This is a genomic window from Thermomonospora sp. CIF 1 (assembly GCF_001896795.1).
Taxonomy (GTDB): Bacteria; Actinomycetota; Actinomycetes; order Streptosporangiales; family Streptosporangiaceae; genus Thermomonospora; species Thermomonospora curvata.
Genome location: NZ_MOYN02000006.1, coordinates 34,879 through 53,056, shown reverse-complemented (window position 1 = coordinate 53,056; position 18,178 = coordinate 34,879). Strand labels below are relative to the sequence as shown.

Sequence of the window (18,178 nt, the reverse complement as noted above, 5' to 3'; positions counted from 1 at the left end):
GGCCGGTTCACCCCTTCACGGCTCCGGAGGTCAGGCCGGAGACGATCCGGCGCTGGAAGAGCAGCACGAACACGATGATCGGGACGGTGATGATCACCGCGGCGGCGGCGATCGAGCCGGTGGGGTCTTCGAACTGGCTGCTGCCGGTGAAGAAGGAGATGGTCGCCGGGGCGGTGCGGGCCCGGTCCGAGGAGGTCAGCGAGATCGCGAACAGGAAGTCGTTCCAGCAGAAGATGAACGTCAAGATCGCGGCGGTGACCATGCCGGGGGCCGCCAGCGGCGCGATGACCTGCCAGAACGCCTGGAACGGGGTGGCGCCGTCCATCTTGGCGGCCTGTTCCAGCTCCCAGGGGATCTCCCGCAGGAACGACGACAGCGTGAAGATCGTCAGCGGCAGCGCGAAGGTGATGTAGGGGATGATCAGGCCCGGCCAGGTGTCGAACAGCCCCAGCGTCCGCTCGATCTGAAACAGCGGGCTGACCAGCGAGATCTGCGGGAACATCGCCACCAGCAAGGACGCGCCGACCAGCAGGTTCTTGCCGGGGAAGTCCAGGCGGGCGATGGCGTAGGCGGCCATGGTGCCCAGCACCAGCGCGATCAGCGTGGCGATCAGCCCGATGCCGATGGAGTTGATCAGGCCGCGCACGAAGTCGGGGTTGTCGAAGACGCCCCGGTAGTTCTCCAGCGTCCACCGGCGGGGGATGAAGGAGCCGTCGGTGAAGGTGTCGGGGGTCTTCAGCGACAGCGAGACGATCCACAGCACCGGGATCAGCGCGTACGCCGCGACCAGCAGGTCGACGATCAGCCACCGGGTGAGCACTCCCCTGCCGCCGCGCATCACCGCTTCGCCTCCTGGGTGCCCGGCGAGCTGATGCCGAACGCCTTGATGAACAGGAACGAGATGATCGCGACGGTCAGGAAGATCAGCACCGACATGGTGGAGCCGATGCCCAGGTTCAGCCCGCCGATCAGGTTGCGGTAGGCGATCACCGAGACCGAGCCGGTGCCGGTGGCGCCACCGGTGAGGATGTAGATGTTGTCGAAGATCCGGAAGGCGTCCAGGGTGCGGAACAGCAGCGCCACCAGGATCGCCGGTTTCATCAGCGGCAGCGTCACATGGAAGAACCGCTGCCAGGGTGAGGCGCCGTCCAGCGAGGCGGCCTTGAGGAGGTCTTCGGGCACCAGCGCCAGCCCGGCCATCAGCAGCAGCGCCATGAACGGGGTGGTCTTCCACACCTCGGCCAGGATGATGATCGCCAGTGCGGAGGGCCGTTCGGTCAGCGGCGCGGCCCCTTCGGGCAGCAGGCCGGCCAGCCAGCCGGTGCCGGGCGTCCAGGCGTACTTCCAGCCGTAGGCGGCGACCACGGTGACGATGCCGTAGGGGATCAGCACCAGGGTGCGGATCGCGCCGCGGGCGATGAGCGTCCGGTACATGGCCAGCGCCAGCAGCATGCCCAGCACCAGTTCGATGGCGACGCTGACCGCGGTGATGAAGACGGTGACGAAGAAGGCGTTCCACCAGAACCGGTCGGTGAGGACCGCCCCGTAGTTGGCCAGTCCCACCCAGCCGCGTTCGTCGGGGAAGCGCAGGTCGTAGCGCTGCAGCGACAGCAGCACCGCGTACAGGATCGGCCAGGCGGTGACCACCAGCATCACCAGGGCCGCCGGGGCGCACAGCCACAGCGCCAGCCTCCGCTCGGCGGCTTTCTCGTCGCTGATGGGCCGCCGCTCGCGTGGTAAGGACATCACGGCAGCACTCCCTTGCTCTCCAGGGCCTTGGAGATCAGTTCCCGCAGCTCCTTCAGCGTCCGCGGCGGGTCGATCGCGGCGGGGGGCGACAGGACGTTGGAGGTGACGGTCGAGACGTTCTGGTAGGTCGGGGTCTGCGGGCGGATCGCCGGGTCGGCCAGGGCGTCCAGGATCGCCTGGCGCATCGGGTAGGCCCGGGCCAGCTCCGGGTCGTCATAAAGCGAGCGCAGCGTCGGCGGCAGGCCGTCGCGGATCGCGGCGATCTTCTGGCTTTCGGCGTCGCGCAGGCACAGCGCGGCCTGGAAGGCGCGGCCGGGGTGGCGGGAGTAGGCGCTGACGGCGAAGTTGGCGCCGCCCAGCGGGGCCTTGCCCGGGCCGGTGATGCCCGGGTAGGGGGCCCATTTGAAGTGGGGCAGCATGTCGGGGCGGTTGGCGGCCATGGACGCATACACGAACGGCCAGTTGATCTGGTAGGCGGCCCGGCCGCTCTCCATGGCCAGCCGCACGTCGTCCTCCCGCATGTTCGGCAGGGACGGGTCGGCCGCCGCTGATCGGCCGAAGGCGCGCATGGTCCGTAGGGCCTGCAGGGCGGGCTCGCCGAGGGCGACGGCGTCGCCGGCCGGGTTGAGGACGGCGCCGCCCGCCGAGGCGACCAGGCTGTTGAACCACACCACGATGCCCTCGTACGGGGCGCCGGTGACCTCGCCGTAGTGGGGTTTGCCCGCCGCGGCCAGCCGGGCCGATTCGCGGATCAGCCCGTCCCAGGTGGACGGCGGGTCGGGGATGAGGTCGGAGCGGTACCACAGCAGCTGGACGTTGGTGTTGTAGGGCGCCGCGTACAGCCGTCCCTTCCAGGTGGCGGTCGCCAGGGGCGCGCGCAGGGTGCCTTGGCGGGCCTGGCGTGCGTACCGGCCTCTCCAGGGGCGGATCCAGCCGGCCTCGGCGAGTTCGGCGGTCCAGGTGACGTCCAGGCCGAGCACGTCCAGGCCGCTGTCGCCGGCCGCCAGGCGCCGCACGATCTGCTCGCGCTGGCCGTCGGCGTCGCGGGGCAGGGTGTTGAGGGCGATGCGGTAGCGGCCGCCGGCCAGGCGGTTGCAGCGTTCGACGATGGCGCCGAGGTTCTCCTGCGGGGCGTTGTAGAGGTTGATGACCGGCGTGCCGGAGGCGGCCCGGCCGCAGCCGGCCGTGACCGCGGCCAGCGTCAGGGCGGCGGCGAGCGCCTTGGCCTTTCTTTCGCGGCAGGCAGCCCCTCGCATGAGCCGTTCCCCCGACCGTGCAGCTCACAGGTGGTGAGCTGGGCATACCCGCTGGGCGGCGGGCAATCCCGAACGAGATATACGACTTTTCCCATTGACTAACTAGGGAATATGTGGGATGGTGAGGACATGCGTTCCGGTGTCCTTCGATGGCTGCGCCGCCACGTCGACCTGTGCCGGCAGGCGAGCGCGCTGTGTCGACCGGCCGTCCCCCACGACCGCCGACACCACGCACCGACAGGAAACGCATGACCTTGAGCACTCCGATCGCACCCGCCCACCTGCGCCCGGCCGAGATCGCCCGCACCCTGGCCGCCGCCCCGCAGGAATGGATCCACCGGGTCCGGCTCAACATCCCCGAACGCTGGTACGAACGCCTGCACCACGACGAGCACCACGAGGTCTGGCTGCTGAGCTGGATGCCCGGCCAGTCCACCGGCCTGCACGACCACGGCGGCTCCCGCGGCGCCTTCGCGGTGGCCCTCGGCAGCCTGGACGAATACGACCTGCACACCCGGCGCACCCTCACCGTGGGCCAGTTCCGCGAGTTCGGCGCCGACCACATCCACGAGGTCGCCAACACCACCCAGGCCCCGGCGGTCAGCGTGCACGTCTACTCGCCGCCGCTGACCTCGATGAACCGCTACGACCTCACCCCCGCCGGCCGGCTGGTGCGCCTCGCCGTGGAACGGGCCGACCAATGGTGACCGTCCGTCCGCCGCAAGCGCGCTCCATCGAAGAGATCCTCCAGGCGGCGCGGCGGCGCCTGGACCGGCTGGAGCCCGCCGAGGCCCACCGGGAGTTCAGCCGGGGCCAGGCGCTGCTGGTGGACATCCGCCCGCAGGCCCACCGCGCCGCCGAAGGCGAGGTGCCCGGCTCGCTGATCATCGAGCGCAACGTGCTGGAGTGGCGGTTCGACCCGGCCAGCCCGGCCCGGTTGCCCCAGGCGACCGGCTACGACGTGCGCGTCATCGTGCTGTGCGCCGAGGGCTACACCTCCAGCCTGGCCGCCGCGTCCCTGCACGAGCTGGGCCTGACCCGCGCCACCGACGTGATCGGCGGCTACCGCGCCTGGCGGGCCGCCGGGCTGCCCACCACCGGCGCGCCCCATGCGGCCGCCCCCGACCCCACCTACCCGACCCTTCCCCCGGAGCCTGTGATGAACGCCCGTCCCGCACGGAGGTCGCGATGAGCAGTCTGGTCACGCTGGTCGGCAACCCCCGCGCGGCCTCCCGCACCCACCGGGCCGCCACCGCGGCCGCCGGCGCCATCGCCGACCGCATCGGCTGGGACGGCCCGCGGGAGGTCATCGACCTGTCCGCGCTCGCTGCCCAGCTGTACGCCTCCGACCCCACCGCCGACCTGGACGCCGCGCTCAAGACCGTCGCCGACGCCCACGTGCTGGTGGTCGCCAGCCCCACCTACAAGGGCACCTACACGGGCCTGCTCAAGTCGTTCCTGGACCTGCTGCCCTCCGGGGCGCTGGCGGGGACGACCGCGCTGCCGTTGCTGGTGATGGGCGCCCCGCAGCACGCCCTGGCGGTGGAGGTCCACCTGCGCCCGCTGCTGGTGGAGCTGGGCGCCCACGTGCCCACCCCCGGCCTGGCCCTGCTGGAATCCCAGCTGCCCGAGCTGGAGAAGGTGCTGGGCGAGTGGGCCGAGCGGACCGCCCCGCAGATCCCCCGGGAGGCGGCGTCATGACCAGGACGCTGACCCGCCACCCGCCGGTGAGCACCCGCCGGTTCCGCCGCACGATCGCCAAGCACGCCTCCGGGGTCGTCGTGGTCACCGCCCGGGACGCCCACGGGCACCCCATCGGGCAGACCGCGACCTCCTTCTCCTCCGTCAGCCTGGACCCGCCGCTGGTGTCCTTCTGCATCGAGCGCTCCTCGCCGGCCTGGCCCGGCCTGGCCGAGGCCGAGCTGCTCGCGGTCAACCTGCTGGCCGGCCACCAGGCACCGATCGCCACCCGCTTCACCCGCGACGACGTGGACCGCTTCGGCGTCCCCACGGCCTGGCGGCCCGGCCCCGGCGGCGTCCCCCTGCTGGAGGAGGTCACCGCCCACCTGCTGGCCGTCCCCCACAGCGTCACCGAGATCGGCGACCACTGCCTGATGGTCGGCCTGGTCATCGGCGCCCGCACCGGCCACGGCGGCACCCCGCTGCTGTACCACCACGGCCGCTTCGGACGCTTCATCCCGCACCCTTAAAGGCCCACCGCGGCGGGGGTGGACGCCGCGGTGTCTCCTGCTTCGGCCCGGTCATGGCTTGGGTGACCGGGCCGAAGCGCGTGCGGGCGGCTTTCAATGCGCCGCTCGTGCGGCTCGGGGCGGGTACATCGCGGTCGGCCCGGGACGCCTGCAGCGCCGAAGGCCGCTGTCATGGGCTTATGAGAGCATGCGCCCCAAAAGCGCAGCGGCGTCCTGCGCCGTCGCGGCCCGAGGGAGGACGCATGATCATCGTGGCCGGCTGGATACGCCTCCGGGCCGGGGCGCGGGAGGACTACCTGGCCGGGTGCCGCCCGGTGATCGAGGCGGCGCGCTCGGCGCCCGGCTGCCTGGATTTCACGCTGTCCGCGGACCCCATCGACCCCGAGCGGATCAACGTGTTCGAACGCTGGGAGTCCGACGCCGCCCTGGAGGCCTTCCGCGGCACGGGGCCGGACGAGGACCAGACCTCAGCCATCAGGGACGCCCAGGTCAACAGGTACCGGATCGCCGCCGTGGAACCGGCGTGAGCGCCCCGCGGGCGGCCGCCCGTCCGTACCATCGAAGATCCACAAAGTGAGAGCCGACCTCGAGGAGCCCCCCATGCAGACCCGGACCGAATCGGTGGCCGTGGACGACGGCGCGTTCGACATGCACCTGTGGGTGCCCGAGCGGGGGCGCGGGCCGGGGCTGCTGCTCATCCAGGAGATCTACGGGGTGGGCAAGTACATCCGCGGGGTGGCCGAGAAGCTGGCCGCGCGCGGGTACGTGGTCGGCGCGCCCGACCTGTTCTGGCGGCTGCAGCCGGGGTGGGCCGCCGAGCACGACGAGGAAGGGCTGCAGCAGTCGCTGAAGCTCGCCTCCCGTTTCCAGCTCGAGGCAGGGGTGGCCGACCTGAGCGCCGCGTTCGACCGCCTGCGGGAGCTGCCGGAGGTGACCGGGGCCGCGGGCGTGCTCGGGTTCTGCCTGGGCGGGACGATGGCCTACCACCTGGCGGCGCGGCGGTCGGAGCTGGCCGCCGCGGTCTCCTTCTACGGCTCGGGCGTGCCCTCCGCCCTGGAGCTGGCCGGGCGGATCACCTGCCCGCTGCAGTTCCACTTCGGCGGCTCCGACCCCTACATCCCGCGCGAGCAGATCGCCGCGGTGGAGGAGGCGGTGGCGCCGATGCCGAACGTCGAGATCCACGTCCAGGAAGAGGCCGGGCACGCCTTCCACAACTGGGAGGCCCCCATGTTCCACCAGCCGGAGCACGCCGAACGGGCCTGGTCGCTCACCGAGCGCTTCCTGGAGCGCCACCTGCCCTGCTGAACGGGACGCGGAAAACGGGCGAGCGCCGCCCCCCAGAAGCGGGGGCGGCGCTCAATCGTCGGGTCGGGCGATACTTCGGCGCCCGTGAGGAGGATCGCCCGACCCGGGCGCGGATCGTCCCGGTCAGGCGGTGGCCTTCAAGGGTTCGGAGGCCAGGAAGCCGCGACGCTGAAGCTCGGGCAGGACGCCCTCACCGAACCAGTAGGCCTCCTCCAGGTGCGGGTAGCCGGACATGATGAACTCGGTGATGCCCAGCTCGGCGTACTCCTCGATGCGGTCGGCGACCTCCGAGTGGCTGCCGACCAGGGCGGTGCCGGCGCCGCCGCGCACCAGGCCGATGCCCGCCCACAGGTTGGGGTAGATCTCCAGGTCGCGGGTGGAGCCGCCGAAGGCCCGGAAGTTCTCGTGCAGGGCGAGCATCCGCTGCTGGCCGACCGACTCGCTGGCGGCCAGGGCCTTTTGCGCCTTGGCGAAGGTGGCCGGGTCGATGGCCTTCAGCAGCCGGTCGGCCTCCTTCCAGGCCTCCTCGGAGGTGTCGCGGGTGATGGCGTGCAGCCGGATGCCGAAGCGCAGGATGCGGCCCTCCTGGGCGGCCAGCTTGCGGATCCAGGCGATCTTCTCGGCGACCTGCTCCGGCGGCTCGCCCCAGGTCAGGTAGACGTCCACATGCCGGGCGGCCACGGGGCCGGCGGGCTTGGAGGAGCCGCCGAAGTACAGCTCGGGGACCGGGTCGACGCCGCCGGCGACGGTGGCGCCCTCCACCTGGTAGTACTTGCCGCTGAAGTCGAACGGCTCGCCGCTCCAGGCGCCGCGCACCACGGTCAGGAACTCGTCGGTGCGGGCGTAGCGCTCGGCGTGGGAGAGGTGGTCGCCGAAGCGGGCCTGCTCGGTCTTCTCCCCGCCGGTGACCACGTTCATCAGCAGCCGCCCGCCCGACATCCGCTGGTAGGTGGCGGCCATCTGGGCGGCCAGGGTGGGCGAGGTGAGGCCGGGGCGGAAGGCCACCAGGAAACGCAGCCGGCGGGTCTCGGAGATCAGCGCCGAGGCGGTGATCCAGGCGTCCTCGCACCAGGTGCCGGTGGGGGTGAGGACGGCGTCGAAGCCGAGGTTCTCGGCCGCACGGGCGATCTGGGCCAGGTACTCCAGGGTGGGACGGCGCTCGCGGTCGGCGGTGCCGGGGCGCGCGGCGAGCCCCGATGCGTCGCGGGGGACGTTGTGCCCGCCGCCGCCGTTGAGGGTGCGGCCGTCGCCGAAGGTGGGCAGGAACCAGTGGAATTTCAGCGTCATGGGGTGTGTGTCCTTTACTTGGCCTCGACGATGTCGTTGAAGCGGCGATCGAAGAAGTCGGCGATCTCGACCTTGCCGGGGATCAGCTTCAGCTCACTGAACGCGTCGGCCACCCGCTGCTCCTCGGTGACCACCTCGTCGTCGATGCGCAGGATCGTGGCCAGCCGCCGGCGGTGGGCCTGCTCGGCGACGTCCACGGGCAGGCCGGTGTCGGCGGCCCACAGCTCGGCCCACTCCTTGGGGTGGTCGTTGGCCCACAGCACCGCCTTGTGGTAGCGGCCGAGGAAGTCCTTCAGGGCCGCGGTCTTGTCGGCGTCCTTGAGGGCCGCCTCGGAGGTGATCTGGAAGTTGTAGCCGTTGACGTAGCCGTTGCCGTCGGCGATGATCCGCACTCCCTCCTGGGCCTCGGCCTGGGCGGTGTAGGGCTCCCAGATGGCCCAGGCGTCCACCCGTCCGCCCGACAGCGCGGCCAGGGCGTCGGCGGGCTGCAGGTACTGCGGCTGGATGTCGCCGTAGGACAGGCCGTTCTTCTTCAGCACCTGCACCAGGTGGTAGTGGGCGGAGCTGCCCTTGGCCACGGCGACCTTCTTGCCGCGCAACTCGGCGGGGGTCTTGATGGCCGAGTCGCCGGGCACCACCACGGCCTGGCCCTCCAGGGAGATCTCGGTGGCGCCGATGATCACGATCTTGGAGCGGGCGGCCGCGGCGAACACCGGCGGGGCGTTGCCGACCAGGCCGAAGTCCACCGAGCCGGCGTTGATGGCCTCCAGGATCGGCGGCCCGGAGGTGAACAGCGACCAGTTCACCTTGTAGGGGGTGTCATCGAGCTGGCCGGCGGCCTTCAGCAGGGACTGCAGGCTGGCGCCCTTCTGGTCGCCGATGGTCAGCGTCACCTTGGAGGGGTCACCGGTGCCGGAGGCGGCCTCCTCGTCGGAGCCGCCGCAGGCCGAGACCGCCGTCACGGTGAGGGACAGTGCGGCCAGCAGGGCGATGATGCGCCTTTTCATGCGGTTCCTTCAGGGTTGACGCCGAGCCGCTCCAGCAGCACGGCGCGCAGTCTGATCAGTTCGGTGTTGTCGCGGTGGCGGGGGCGTTCCAGGCCGACGGCGGTCTCGTGGCCGATCCGCCCGCTTTCCAGCACCAGGACGCGGTCGGCCAGCAGCAGCGCCTCGTCCACGTCGTGGGTGACCAGCAGCACGCCCGGGCGGTGCCGCTCCCACAGGTCCAGCACCAGGCGGTGGACGTTGATGCGGGTCAGCGCGTCCAGGGCGCTGAACGGCTCGTCCAGCAGCAGCAGGCTGGGGTTGCGCACCAGGGCGCGGGCCAGCGAGACCCGCTGGGCCTCGCCGCCGGACAGCGTCAGCGGCCAGGCGTCGCGGTGGCCGCGCAGCCCGACCTCGGCGAGCGCCTCCTCGGCCGCCTTGCGCGGGTCGGGGACGTCCAGGCCGAGCGCGACGTTGGCGGCCACCCGCTTCCAGGGCACCAGGCGGGGCTCTTGGAAGGCCACCGAGACCGTGCCGGGGACCTCCAGCTCGCCGCCGGAGATCGGCTCCAGCCCGGCCAGGGCGCGCAGCAGGGTGGACTTGCCCGAGCCGCTGCGGCCCAGCAGGGCGACGAACTCCCCGCGTTCGATCCGCAGGTCCACCCCGTCCAGGACGGTGCGGTCGCCGAACCGCTTGACCAGCCCGGACACCCGGGCGGCCGGCTGCGTGGTCACCCCAGGAACTGACGTCGCCACGACAGCGCCCTCCTTTCCAGCAGCCGCACGAAGGCGTCGGTGAGCAGGCCGAGCGCCGCGTAGGTGAGCAGGCCGACCACGACGATGTCGGTGCGCAGGAACTCCCGGGCGTCGTTGATCATGAAGCCCAGGCCCTGGTTGGCGTTGATCTGCTCGGCGACGATCAGGGCCAGCCAGGCCACGCCCAGGCTCTGCCGCAGCCCCACCAGGGTCTGCGGCAGCGCGCCGGGCAGCACGATGTGCCGGATCAGGGCGGCGCGGCTCAGCCGCAGCACCTTGCCCAGCTCGGCGAGCTTGGCGTCCACCCCGCGGATGCCGGCGTAGGTGTTCAGGTACAGGGGGAAGGCGACGCCGAAGGCGACCAGGGCGATCTTGGGCGTCTCCCCGATGCCGAACCACAGGATGAACAGCGGGATCAGCCCGAACAGCGGCAGGGCGCGCAGCATCTGCATGGGCGGGTCGACGGCGTGTTCGCCGAGCCGGCTGAGCCCGGCGATCAGGGCCAGCCCGATGCCGGCGATGGCGCCGAGCGCGAAGCCGAGCGCGGCCCGCCGCAGCGAGACGCCGATCGCGCCGGTCAGCGTGCCGTCCTGCAGCAGGTCGAGGGCGGTGGCGGCGATGGTGGACGGGGCGGCCAGCAGCCGGTCCGACAGCAGGCCGGTGGAGCTGGCGAGCTGCCAGAGCACCAGCAGCGCCAGCGGGCTGGCCGCGCGCAGCAGGGCTCCGCGCGGCAGCCGGATCGGAACGTTCCGAACGCGGCCGGCCGGGCGGGCCAGGTCGATCGAGGGTGCGGACATGGTCGAGCAAGCCTTCCGATGAGCCGGTCAGGGGACGTCGGGACGGTTCAGCGCGGACACAGCGCGCTGGCCTGCCGCCGCAGGTCGACGTGCAGGCGCGCGACAAGCCGCAAGGCCGCGAAGGTCATGCCGGACCCGGCCGCCGCCGAGGGGCCGGACGGGGGGTGCTGGGTGGTACGCACTCCACCAGAATGCCCAACTTTTCCTACCAAATCAATAGAGATACTTTGAAAATCCCCCATCACGGGCTTCTCTGGGCGGAGAGCGGTTCAAAAGGCCGGCGACGCCGGCCCGCTACCCGTCAGGCAGCGCCTTGCGCCCCGGCCCGGTCCCGGCGTTCGAACCGGGCCGATGGGCTCCCGGGGAAGTCTCCGTCCCCACGGCGGGCACGTCCGGCACCCGTGCCGAGGGACGGAGCATCCACCCCCGGTGACGCCGGTACGGGGCGATGGCGTATCGTTTTCGTCCGGCAACGGCCAGGACGCCTCGATGCGCCGCAGTCGGTCCCGGCCGTCCGCTCTCCCCGGCGCCCCAGCCGGATGCTCTTGGGAACGCCGTGAGAGCGGTGCGGAAGGGATGCGTCCCCGGCAACTGGACGCATCCGCTCTCCGCAGCTGCGCGACCGGGCCATGGCGCCGGTTCGGGCCGGTCAGGCGGCGCCGGTCAGGTTGTAGGAGGCCAGCATGGCGCGCAGCTCGTCCAGGGAGATCAAGCCGTCGCGGTTGCTGTCGGCCCGCTCAAAGCGCTCCTGGGTCTCGGCCCTGGACCACGACAGGCCCAGCTCTTCCAGGACCAGCGTGAAGCCCATCAGGTCCAGCTTGCCGTCGCCGTCCACGTCAACCCGCCGGAACGCGTTGCTGAGGCCACCCTCGATCGATTCGGCGGTCATATCACTCCTCACTGTGTCCGGGTAATTCTCGGCATCATGACACATTGAGCGGGCGTACCAGCGGCAACACGTTCATATCCCCCCAACGGACTGCACACGGACGACGTTTACGGCTATGACGTGCGGGACCGCGATGACGTTCCGTGCTCGTTTCGAAGCCGAATCCGTCATACGGCAGCCGCCGGGGGCGGCAAGGCTGTGACGGCGCACAACGTCACGGCGCGGACCGGCGGGATGACGGCCGTGTCAGAGCGTCAACGCCGCTGCCCGCCGGTTCGGATCCGCGGGCGCCGGGCGCGGCGCCCGATGAGCCGACCCGTTCCTACCGGCGGCCCTGACGAAACACCGACGCGCCTCGACGCGGTGGCCCTTTTCAACACGCGGCCTCAGGCGGCTGGGCGGGAGCCCCAACCACGCACGGTGCCGGTCACCGCCTCCTCCCTGACCGCGACGCACCCGTACTGAGCTGCGGAAACGGCGTGCTGAAAAGGCCCGGTGCCGCACCGTGCCCCCAAGCGGCAAGGACACCGCCTCCTCGCACAGCCCCCACGGCCCTCGGGCGCCTGCCGCCCCGCCGGCCGGCTCGCAGGCGCCCCCGCCGCGACGTCCACCGATGACCCGGCGGGTAATCGCGGCCCTCACGGCGCGTCCATGGCGTCGCAGCGAACCCGCCGGAAGGAGAACGTCATGAGCACCCTCCGTCCCGCCGCCGGAGGCCTGTTCACCGACGGCCGCAGGCTGCCGCGGGCCGCCGCCCTGATCACCGGGGTCAACGGGCCGGCCTACCTGGCACTGGCCGGGCCGCTGGAGGACCTGCTGGGACCGGCCCCCGGGCCGTCGGGGCGTTCCTGCTGCTCTATGCGGTCGCCATGGGGGCGGTGTCCACGCCCGCCCCCGGATCAGGCGCGGCGCCGCCCCGGCCGTCGTGGAGATCAACCTGCTGTGGACGGTCCTCAGCGTCACGGCGGCCGCCGCCGGATGGCCGGCACCGAACCCGGCGGGCCGGGTGTGGGCGCCGCTCCAGGCCGCGGTGGTCGCGGGCTTCGCGGCGGTGCAATACGCCGCCCTGCGCCGCACCCGCTGACCCCTCCACCTCATGATCGCCTTGCGCCTCCCGCCGTGGCCCCGACGCCGAATTATTTGCCCGTTCATGGTCTTTGGGGGCGTTCCTCCGGTCACCCCAGCCGATAAGGGTGGACGTGAGCCATCCACGGGAGGCGCTGGTGATCACGACGAAGGGATGGCCGCTGCGAGCGCGGCTGCCGCTGATGGCCGGCGGCAGCATGGCGCTGATGTGCCTGCTGGCCGGCCTGCTGGTCATCATGGGCATCCGCGGCGAGGCCGCGGACCAGCAGCGCGCCCAGACCTTCGAGACGGCGCTGTCGGTGACCCGCCACCTCCAGCGCGAGGACCCGCCCCGCGTCCTGCCCGCCCAGCCGGACGGCACCGCCATCCAAGTGGTCGACCCCTCCGGCCGGGTGATCTCGGCCACCGGGCAACTGGCCGGCAAGCCGCCGATGGCCGACTTCCGGCCCACCGGCACCAGCGCCGTCGCCCACCGGGAACTGTGCCCGCCGCGAGGCATGGACGCGTGCATGGACGTCGTCGGCTTCCAGGTCTACACGCCGAGCGGCGAACGGACGGTGTACGCGGCGAACCGGACCGTCCCCTGGTATGTGAGCGGGGCGCTGGTGGCCTTCCTGGTGGCGCTGTCCCTGCTGCTGATCCTGCTCGTCATGGCCGTCACCTCCCGCACGATCAACCGGACGCTGGCGCCGGTGGAGGCGATCCGGGCCGAGCTCGCCGAGATCACCGCCTCCGACGCCGGCCGCCGCGTCCCCGTCCCGGAAAGCCGCGACGAGATCAGGCTGCTCGCCCAGACCGTCAACGCCACCCTGCAACGCCTGGACGCCGCGCTCGTCCAGATGCGGCGCTTCACCGCCGACGCCTCCCACGACCTGCGCACCCCCATCGCCGCCGCCCGCGCCCGGGTCGAGGAGGCGCTGCTGTACCCGGACGAGACCGACTGGCCGGCGATGGCCACCGACGTCCTGGAAAGCCTGAACCGCCTGCAGGCCATCGTGACCGACCTGCTGGAGCTGGCCGCCCTGGACTCCAAACCCGAGCACGTCGGCGAGGAGGTGAACCTGACCGGCCTGATCGCCTCCGAGATCGCCCGCCAGCCCCGCCGGGTCCCCGTGCACACCGACCTGGCCCCCGAGGTGATGGTCCGCGGCGACCCGCTGCGCCTGACCCGCCTGCTGGTCAACCTGCTGGACAACGCCGAACGCCACGCCAACTCCGAGATCCGGGTCACCTTGCGCGCCGAAAACGGCACGGCCGTCATGGAGGTCCTGGACGACGGCGCGGGCATCCCCCCCGAACACCGCGAAACCGTCTTCCAGCGCTTCGCCCGCCTGGACGCCGCCCGCAACCGCGACGCCGGCGGCACCGGCCTGGGCCTGCCCATCGCCCGCCAGACCGCCGCCGCCCACGGCGGCACCCTGGCCGCCGAGGACAGCCCGCAGGGCGCCCGCCTGGTCCTGCGCCTGCCCCTGCTGGCAACCCACGACCGGCCGCGCTGATCTCCGCTCCCCTCACGCCCCCGCAATATCGATTTGGCGCATGTCCCGGCCATCGCGTATGCTCTCGATCGTTGCCCGGCAGCACCACTCGTTCGGGGAACACCCCTCGAGACACAGCCTCGGCAAAACCCAAGGTCCTGTGGAGCAGTTAGGAGTGCTCGCCACCCTGTCAAGGTGGAGGTCGCGGGTTCAAATCCCGTCAGGACCGCCAAGGCGCAAGCCTTGGGCAGGTAGCTCAGTTGGTACGAGCGTCCGCCTGAAAAGCGGAAGGTCGGCGGTTCGACCCCGCCCCTGCCCACACCCATCCACCAGCACAAACGCCCCGAAGCCACCGGGCCCGGGGCGTTTTTGACGGCAACGTCTTCAGCTGAGAACACCCCCAGCTTCCCCAGCGCCGCCCATTTCTCATCCAGGGACGTGTGAGTGTAGAGAGATCGCTGTGCCCGGCGATCTGGCGGACGACATCCGGCGCGACACCCAGGTGAAGCGCAGGGACACACACGTGTGCCTCATGTCGTGAAAACGCACCCCCTCCAGGCCAGCGGCGCGGCGGATACGCCCCCAGCTCCGGCGAAGGTTGTCCGGCTCCATGGGGGTGCCGACGCGGGGGAAAACCAGCCCGTGATCCTGCCAGTCCGGCCAGGCGTCCGCCCGTTCGGCCTGCTGGCGGATCCTGTGTTCGCATAGCGCCGTGATGCACAGAGCGGGCAGCGGAATGGTCCGCTCCGAGCCTTCGGTCTTCGGACGGACGAACCGCAGCGCTCCCCCGACCCGCTGCAGGGTCTGAACCACTTCAAGCGTGCCGCTTTCCACTCCGTTGCCGGCGCAGACCTCGCAGTCGGCACCGCCGATCTCGCCGTCCTCCCCATCGCAGGCCCGGCAGGGGACGAGGGTGATGTCCTGCCGGCGCAGGCCGAGCAGCTCCCCGCACCGCAGGCCCAGACACAGCGCCAGGACGTAGAGGACATACAGCCGTTCGCCTCTGGCCGCCTGGAGAACCGCGCGGGCCTGATCGACGGTGAGGCCGCGATTGACCTTGTACTTCGGTGCGCCGACCCGGACCAGCTTGGCGACGTTGCGCGGGATGATCTCCTCACGCACCGCGTTTTCCAGGGCGTTCCGCAGCACAGCATGAATGAACTGGACCATCCGCATGGACAGATGGGACCGGCAGCACTCCCCGCCCTTGCGAGCACAGCAACGCGGCACCGGACGGGCGGCGTCCACCCCGTGCTTGCAACACAAGCACAGCGAGCGAAAGCGGATGATCAAGGGCGGCCCGCTGACGCGGGCCGCCGGGTGAGCGGGTCGGTGCGGCGGGCGTGCGGCCTGTTCCGGCCGGTCCCCCTACACTCGCCTGCTCATCTGCGACGAGTATCGGTTAATACACTTCCATCATTCACCGCTGCCCTTATCAGTGGTTTTTGAGGATGCGTGGTTTTGCCTTACTGCTGGAGCACCGCAGGTAATACTGTGGGTTTACTGTTCCGTGGCAGGGGGTGTTGGTGAATGCTGACTGAGGCGTTGGCCGCGTTGGCGGGGGCGGCGGGCACGGGACTGGTCACCGCGATGACCACCGATGTGTGGCAGCAGGTCCGCACCCGGGCGGCCAGAGTGCTGGGCCGCGGAGATGCCCGGGAGGAGGAGCGGCAGCAGGAGCGGCTGGAGCGGGCTCGCCGAGAGGTGCTCCAGGCCCCAGAGGGGCAGGCCGAGGAGGTGCGGCGACGCCAGGGTGAGGCGTGGCGGACCCGGTTCGCCGACCTGTTGGAAGACACACCCCAGGCAGAAGCTCAGGTGCGGGAGTTGGTGGCGTTCTTGGCCAAGCATGCTGCTCCTGCTGCTGCGGCGGGGGCGGTGCAGGTCAACGCTCAGGCTTCCGGTCACGCACAGCAGGCGAACCTGGGCCAAGGGGTGCAGAACAACACCTTCGGCTCCCCGCAGGCACAGTGACCGATCAGGCTCCTTCCCCGCCCCCACCCGGCGGCAGGGTCAAGGCGCAGGCGTCTGACCAGGCTCAGCAGGCGAACCTTGGCCAAGGGATCCAGCACAATCACTTCTACGTCGGTGGCGAGTCCAGAGTCCGGGCTGTCAGGCCTGAGGTGGTGGCGGACACGCTGGTGCCGCCACCGGCCATTTGGGTGGGCCGGGAGGAAGAGCTGGACCGGTTGCGCCAAGCCCGCCGGCAGGCGCAAGCAGCCGGGCGGCCGGTGGTGCTCTCGGCCGTGCATGGGATGGGCGGGGCTGGTAAGACCGCGTTGGCTCGCGCGTTGGCGGCCGAGGTCGCCGCCGATTATCCCGATGGGCGGATCGAGGTCGATCTGTTCGGCTTCACCCCTGGGCACGAGCCGCGGGATCCGGGTGAGGTGCTGGGTGAGCTGCTGGCCCAGGTGGGGTTTGATCCGGCCGACATCCCCGCCCACCCTCAGGCCAAGGTGGGGTTGTGGCGGAGCTGGCTGGCCTCCCGCCGCGTGTTGCTGATCTTGGACAACGCCCGGGATGCCGCCCAGGTTCAGCCGCTGCTGCCGGGAGTAGGGGCGGCCGGGGGGTGTTTGGTGGTGGTGACCAGCCGCAACCAGCTCACCGAGCTGGATGCTGCCGCTCGTATCCGGGTGGACACCCTGCCCCCACAAGATGCGGCGGCGCTGCTGGTGGAAGCGGCTGGCCGGTCCCGAGCGGAGATACGCGCTACCGGTGAGGAGTTGGCTGAGCTGGCCCGGTTGTGCGGGTATCTGCCGCTGGCGTTGCGGCCGGTGGGAGCGCTGCTGGCCCGGCTGAGCGCTGCGGAGTTGATTGAGGTGATGCGCGCAGCCGACCACCCCCTGCACTATTTGGACGAGGCCGATCGGGCCGCCCGTACCGCCTTCACCGTCTCCTACCAAGCCCTCTCCCCCGCGCTGCGGGAGGTGCTTGGGGCTTGTGCCTGGCATCCGGGACCGGACTTTGACGCCGGCTCCCTGGCCGCGCTCACCGCCAAACCGCGCCCGCTAGCAGCGGTACGCCTGGCTGAGTTGCTGCAGCGCAATATGCTCATCGGTCTGCCTCATGGCCGCTACACCTTTCATGACTTGTTCCTTGGCTATGCCCGCCACCACACCGGTTACAGCGCTGATGACCCTGGGGTGCGGCAGGCTCGTCACCGGCTCTACCAGCACTTGACCGCCACAACCGACACCGCCATCAGCACTCTCACCACCAAGAGCACCAACCACACAGGCAACGCCTTCGCCACTCCCACCCAAGCCCGCACCTGGCTGAGTGCCGCCACCGGTGAACTCACCACCGCCGCTTATACCGCCCTCACCGACCACTGGTCCCAAGCCCCCACCCTCGCCCACCACGTCGCCCGCTGGCTGAGACTGGATGACAGGTACGAGCAAGCCGCCGGTCTCTACACCGCCCTGCACACCACAGCCCAAACCACCGGCGACCAGCGCGGCCAAGCCAACGCCCTCCAAGGCCTAGGAATTACCGCCCGATTGCAGAACGAGTATGGGCGGGCAGCCGACTACCACCACCAAGCTCTACAGATCTACCAGGACATCGACGACCGACTCGGCCAAGCCAACGCCCATCTGGGACTTGCGCTACTGGCCGAAGGCCAGGGACAGCCCCAGAGCGCAGCCCAGGCCTACCAATCCGCCGCAACGCTCTACACAGAAATTGGCTTCACCGAGCAGGCCAACCAATGCTCCACGGCTTACCAACGCATCAAACGGAAAGCCTAGCTGTCGCGATGGCTGAGGCTCAAGGAGGATGCGCCGCTGCCGGTGCTCGCTTCGCTGCGCTCGCGGTCGGCTTGTCACCAAATTACGCGGATGCTGGTGACGGCAACGTACACAGCCATCGCCGACCTGCGGCACACCCCGGCAGTCCTGTGCGCACGGCTGACGTGGCTGGAGTGCGGGATCATCACTTTTGAAAAGCGGAAGATCGGCGGTTCGACCCCGCCACAGTGTTTCCGCTTTGGCGTCCTGCAAGCCGTTCGGCTGTCAAAGGCACGAGTGCCGGCCAATTCCCGAGGCCGATCAAGCGGTGCACGCAGCGCGTGAGGTAAAGCGCTCCTCAGCAAGCGCCGCCGGATCGCCGATACTCGGAAAACACGCTGCCGTCCGGCTGCTTCTCACTCAGGCACCAGCACTCGGCGAAGTGTCCCACACGTCATGAGAGCCGACGTGTTTTGAGGTTCTCTGCGAGGCTGAAACCGTCGCCGTTGATGGTCTCGCCCCTGCGCCGGGAGTGCAGGCTTTGGTCGAGGAGGGAGTTGCACCGGCTGGAAGAGCGGTTCCTTCGCCGCCCAAAACACCAAGCTGCGGCGCCCGCGGGCGGTGATGATCAGGTGCAGTCCGGGGCCGGCGCGTTCGA

General features: G+C 70.8%; 21 protein-coding genes and 2 tRNA genes. 13 read left to right on the top strand and 10 right to left on the bottom strand.

Features of this window, described 5'->3' with window-relative positions; genetic code table 11:
• Window positions 1-7: 7 nt before the first annotated feature.
• Genes BUE48_RS02380 through BUE48_RS02370 form a run of 3 tightly spaced genes read right to left on the bottom strand, consistent with a single transcriptional unit; the run spans window position 8 to window position 3,005 of the window.
• Entirely contained in the window at window positions 8-838 is an 831-nt protein-coding gene (locus tag BUE48_RS02380; RefSeq protein ID WP_286988621.1) for a carbohydrate ABC transporter permease, read from the bottom strand.
• Window positions 838-1,746 (bottom strand): carbohydrate ABC transporter permease, encoded by a 909-nt coding sequence (locus BUE48_RS02375; RefSeq protein WP_286988619.1) that lies wholly within the window; start codon window positions 1,744-1,746, stop codon window positions 838-840. The genes BUE48_RS02380 and BUE48_RS02375 overlap by 1 nt, the downstream gene beginning before the upstream one ends.
• A complete protein-coding gene (locus BUE48_RS02370) occupies window positions 1,746-3,005 on the bottom strand; it encodes an ABC transporter substrate-binding protein (RefSeq protein ID WP_286988618.1) in 1,260 nt (419 codons plus the stop codon). Before BUE48_RS02370 ends, BUE48_RS02375 begins: the two co-directional genes overlap by 1 nt.
• Window positions 3,006-3,116: 111 nt before the next feature.
• Between BUE48_RS02370 and BUE48_RS24445 the strand changes: the two genes are divergently transcribed.
• The 7 genes from BUE48_RS24445 (at window position 3,117) to BUE48_RS02340 (ending at window position 6,520) form a co-directional block, all read left to right on the top strand.
• Window positions 3,117-3,257 carry a putative leader peptide gene (locus BUE48_RS24445; RefSeq protein WP_353745266.1) on the top strand — a complete coding sequence of 47 codons (141 nt, stop codon included), beginning with the start codon at window positions 3,117-3,119 and terminating at the stop codon, window positions 3,255-3,257.
• Complete coding sequence (locus BUE48_RS02365; protein ID WP_012850854.1) at window positions 3,254-3,712, top strand: cysteine dioxygenase; 459 nt, start codon at window positions 3,254-3,256, stop codon at window positions 3,710-3,712. Before BUE48_RS24445 ends, BUE48_RS02365 begins: the two co-directional genes overlap by 4 nt.
• Entirely contained in the window at window positions 3,706-4,197 is a 492-nt protein-coding gene (locus tag BUE48_RS02360) for a rhodanese-like domain-containing protein (protein ID WP_012850853.1), read from the top strand. The genes BUE48_RS02365 and BUE48_RS02360 overlap by 7 nt, the downstream gene beginning before the upstream one ends.
• The gene (locus BUE48_RS02355) at window positions 4,194-4,706 is read left to right on the top strand and encodes an NADPH-dependent FMN reductase (RefSeq protein ID WP_012850852.1); all 513 of its coding nucleotides are present in this window, start codon (window positions 4,194-4,196) and stop codon (window positions 4,704-4,706) included. The genes BUE48_RS02360 and BUE48_RS02355 overlap by 4 nt, the downstream gene beginning before the upstream one ends.
• Window positions 4,703-5,215 (top strand): flavin reductase family protein, encoded by a 513-nt coding sequence (locus BUE48_RS02350; RefSeq protein WP_012850851.1) that lies wholly within the window; start codon window positions 4,703-4,705, stop codon window positions 5,213-5,215. The genes BUE48_RS02355 and BUE48_RS02350 overlap by 4 nt, the downstream gene beginning before the upstream one ends.
• 242 nt (window positions 5,216-5,457) lie before the next feature.
• On the top strand, window positions 5,458-5,742 hold the full coding sequence (locus BUE48_RS02345; protein WP_286988612.1) for a putative quinol monooxygenase: 285 nt from the start codon (window positions 5,458-5,460) through the stop codon (window positions 5,740-5,742).
• Between the two features lie 73 nt (window positions 5,743-5,815).
• Window positions 5,816-6,520 (top strand): dienelactone hydrolase family protein, encoded by a 705-nt coding sequence (locus BUE48_RS02340; RefSeq protein ID WP_012850849.1) that lies wholly within the window; start codon window positions 5,816-5,818, stop codon window positions 6,518-6,520.
• 123 nt (window positions 6,521-6,643) lie between these two features.
• On the opposite strand, the gene BUE48_RS02335 is transcribed toward BUE48_RS02340, so the two are convergent.
• From BUE48_RS02335 to BUE48_RS02315, 6 genes are all read right to left on the bottom strand, one after another.
• On the bottom strand, window positions 6,644-7,807 hold the full coding sequence (locus BUE48_RS02335; protein ID WP_012850848.1) for an LLM class flavin-dependent oxidoreductase: 1,164 nt from the start codon (window positions 7,805-7,807) through the stop codon (window positions 6,644-6,646).
• A 14-nt stretch (window positions 7,808-7,821) separates the two neighbouring features.
• The gene (locus BUE48_RS02330) at window positions 7,822-8,814 is read right to left on the bottom strand and encodes an ABC transporter substrate-binding protein (protein WP_286988610.1); all 993 of its coding nucleotides are present in this window, start codon (window positions 8,812-8,814) and stop codon (window positions 7,822-7,824) included.
• Complete coding sequence (locus BUE48_RS02325; RefSeq protein ID WP_286988609.1) at window positions 8,811-9,545, bottom strand: ABC transporter ATP-binding protein; 735 nt, start codon at window positions 9,543-9,545, stop codon at window positions 8,811-8,813. The genes BUE48_RS02330 and BUE48_RS02325 overlap by 4 nt, the downstream gene beginning before the upstream one ends.
• A complete protein-coding gene (locus BUE48_RS02320; protein WP_012850845.1) occupies window positions 9,521-10,342 on the bottom strand; it encodes an ABC transporter permease in 822 nt (273 codons plus the stop codon). Before BUE48_RS02320 ends, BUE48_RS02325 begins: the two co-directional genes overlap by 25 nt.
• Window positions 10,343-10,389: 47 nt before the next feature.
• Window positions 10,390-10,470, bottom strand: coding sequence for a putative leader peptide (locus tag BUE48_RS24440; RefSeq protein WP_353745268.1), 81 nt, complete (start codon window positions 10,468-10,470; stop codon window positions 10,390-10,392).
• 521 nt (window positions 10,471-10,991) lie between these two features.
• Window positions 10,992-11,231: an EF-hand domain-containing protein gene (locus tag BUE48_RS02315; protein WP_012850844.1), complete on the bottom strand. Its 240-nt coding sequence runs from the start codon at window positions 11,229-11,231 to the stop codon at window positions 10,992-10,994.
• Between the two features lie 925 nt (window positions 11,232-12,156).
• Between BUE48_RS02315 and BUE48_RS02310 the strand changes: the two genes are divergently transcribed.
• From BUE48_RS02310 to BUE48_RS02295, 4 genes are all read left to right on the top strand, one after another.
• Window positions 12,157-12,315 carry a hypothetical protein gene (locus BUE48_RS02310; protein ID WP_286988608.1) on the top strand — a complete coding sequence of 53 codons (159 nt, stop codon included), beginning with the start codon at window positions 12,157-12,159 and terminating at the stop codon, window positions 12,313-12,315.
• Between the two features lie 139 nt (window positions 12,316-12,454).
• Entirely contained in the window at window positions 12,455-13,816 is a 1,362-nt protein-coding gene (locus BUE48_RS02305; RefSeq protein ID WP_286988607.1) for a sensor histidine kinase, read from the top strand.
• A 133-nt stretch (window positions 13,817-13,949) separates the two neighbouring features.
• Window positions 13,950-14,027, top strand: a tRNA-Asp gene (locus BUE48_RS02300).
• Between the two features lie 13 nt (window positions 14,028-14,040).
• Window positions 14,041-14,114 (top strand) — tRNA-Phe (locus BUE48_RS02295).
• Between the two features lie 107 nt (window positions 14,115-14,221).
• On the opposite strand, the gene BUE48_RS02290 is transcribed toward BUE48_RS02295, so the two are convergent.
• Entirely contained in the window at window positions 14,222-14,971 is a 750-nt protein-coding gene (locus BUE48_RS02290) for a site-specific integrase (protein ID WP_286988606.1), read from the bottom strand.
• Between the two features lie 354 nt (window positions 14,972-15,325).
• Here BUE48_RS02290 and BUE48_RS02285 point away from each other — a divergent pair, with 354 nt between their 5' ends.
• Window positions 15,326-15,766, top strand: coding sequence for a hypothetical protein (locus BUE48_RS02285; RefSeq protein WP_286988605.1), 441 nt, complete (start codon window positions 15,326-15,328; stop codon window positions 15,764-15,766).
• Between the two features lie 152 nt (window positions 15,767-15,918).
• Entirely contained in the window at window positions 15,919-17,541 is a 1,623-nt protein-coding gene (locus BUE48_RS02280; RefSeq protein WP_286988604.1) for a tetratricopeptide repeat protein, read from the top strand.
• The last annotated feature ends 637 nt before the right edge of the window (window positions 17,542-18,178 follow it).

Coding starts and splice junctions, on each gene's coding strand:
- BUE48_RS02380 (WP_286988621.1), bottom strand. CDS start 838: ATGCGCGGCGGCAGGGGAGTGCTCACCCGGTGGCTGATCGTCGACCTG.
- BUE48_RS02375 (WP_286988619.1), bottom strand. CDS start 1,746: ATGTCCTTACCACGCGAGCGGCGGCCCATCAGCGACGAGAAAGCCGCC.
- BUE48_RS02370 (WP_286988618.1), bottom strand. CDS start 3,005: ATGCGAGGGGCTGCCTGCCGCGAAAGAAAGGCCAAGGCGCTCGCCGCC.
- BUE48_RS24445 (WP_353745266.1), top strand. CDS start 3,117: ATGTGGGATGGTGAGGACATGCGTTCCGGTGTCCTTCGATGGCTGCGC.
- BUE48_RS02365 (WP_012850854.1), top strand. CDS start 3,254: ATGACCTTGAGCACTCCGATCGCACCCGCCCACCTGCGCCCGGCCGAG.
- BUE48_RS02360 (WP_012850853.1), top strand. CDS start 3,706: ATGGTGACCGTCCGTCCGCCGCAAGCGCGCTCCATCGAAGAGATCCTC.
- BUE48_RS02355 (WP_012850852.1), top strand. CDS start 4,194: ATGAGCAGTCTGGTCACGCTGGTCGGCAACCCCCGCGCGGCCTCCCGC.
- BUE48_RS02350 (WP_012850851.1), top strand. CDS start 4,703: ATGACCAGGACGCTGACCCGCCACCCGCCGGTGAGCACCCGCCGGTTC.
- BUE48_RS02345 (WP_286988612.1), top strand. CDS start 5,458: ATGATCATCGTGGCCGGCTGGATACGCCTCCGGGCCGGGGCGCGGGAG.
- BUE48_RS02340 (WP_012850849.1), top strand. CDS start 5,816: ATGCAGACCCGGACCGAATCGGTGGCCGTGGACGACGGCGCGTTCGAC.
- BUE48_RS02335 (WP_012850848.1), bottom strand. CDS start 7,807: ATGACGCTGAAATTCCACTGGTTCCTGCCCACCTTCGGCGACGGCCGC.
- BUE48_RS02330 (WP_286988610.1), bottom strand. CDS start 8,814: ATGAAAAGGCGCATCATCGCCCTGCTGGCCGCACTGTCCCTCACCGTG.
- BUE48_RS02320 (WP_012850845.1), bottom strand. CDS start 10,342: ATGTCCGCACCCTCGATCGACCTGGCCCGCCCGGCCGGCCGCGTTCGG.
- BUE48_RS24440 (WP_353745268.1), bottom strand. CDS start 10,470: ATGACCTTCGCGGCCTTGCGGCTTGTCGCGCGCCTGCACGTCGACCTG.
- BUE48_RS02315 (WP_012850844.1), bottom strand. CDS start 11,231: ATGACCGCCGAATCGATCGAGGGTGGCCTCAGCAACGCGTTCCGGCGG.
- BUE48_RS02290 (WP_286988606.1), bottom strand. CDS start 14,971: ATGCGGATGGTCCAGTTCATTCATGCTGTGCTGCGGAACGCCCTGGAA.
- BUE48_RS02285 (WP_286988605.1), top strand. CDS start 15,326: ATGCTGACTGAGGCGTTGGCCGCGTTGGCGGGGGCGGCGGGCACGGGA.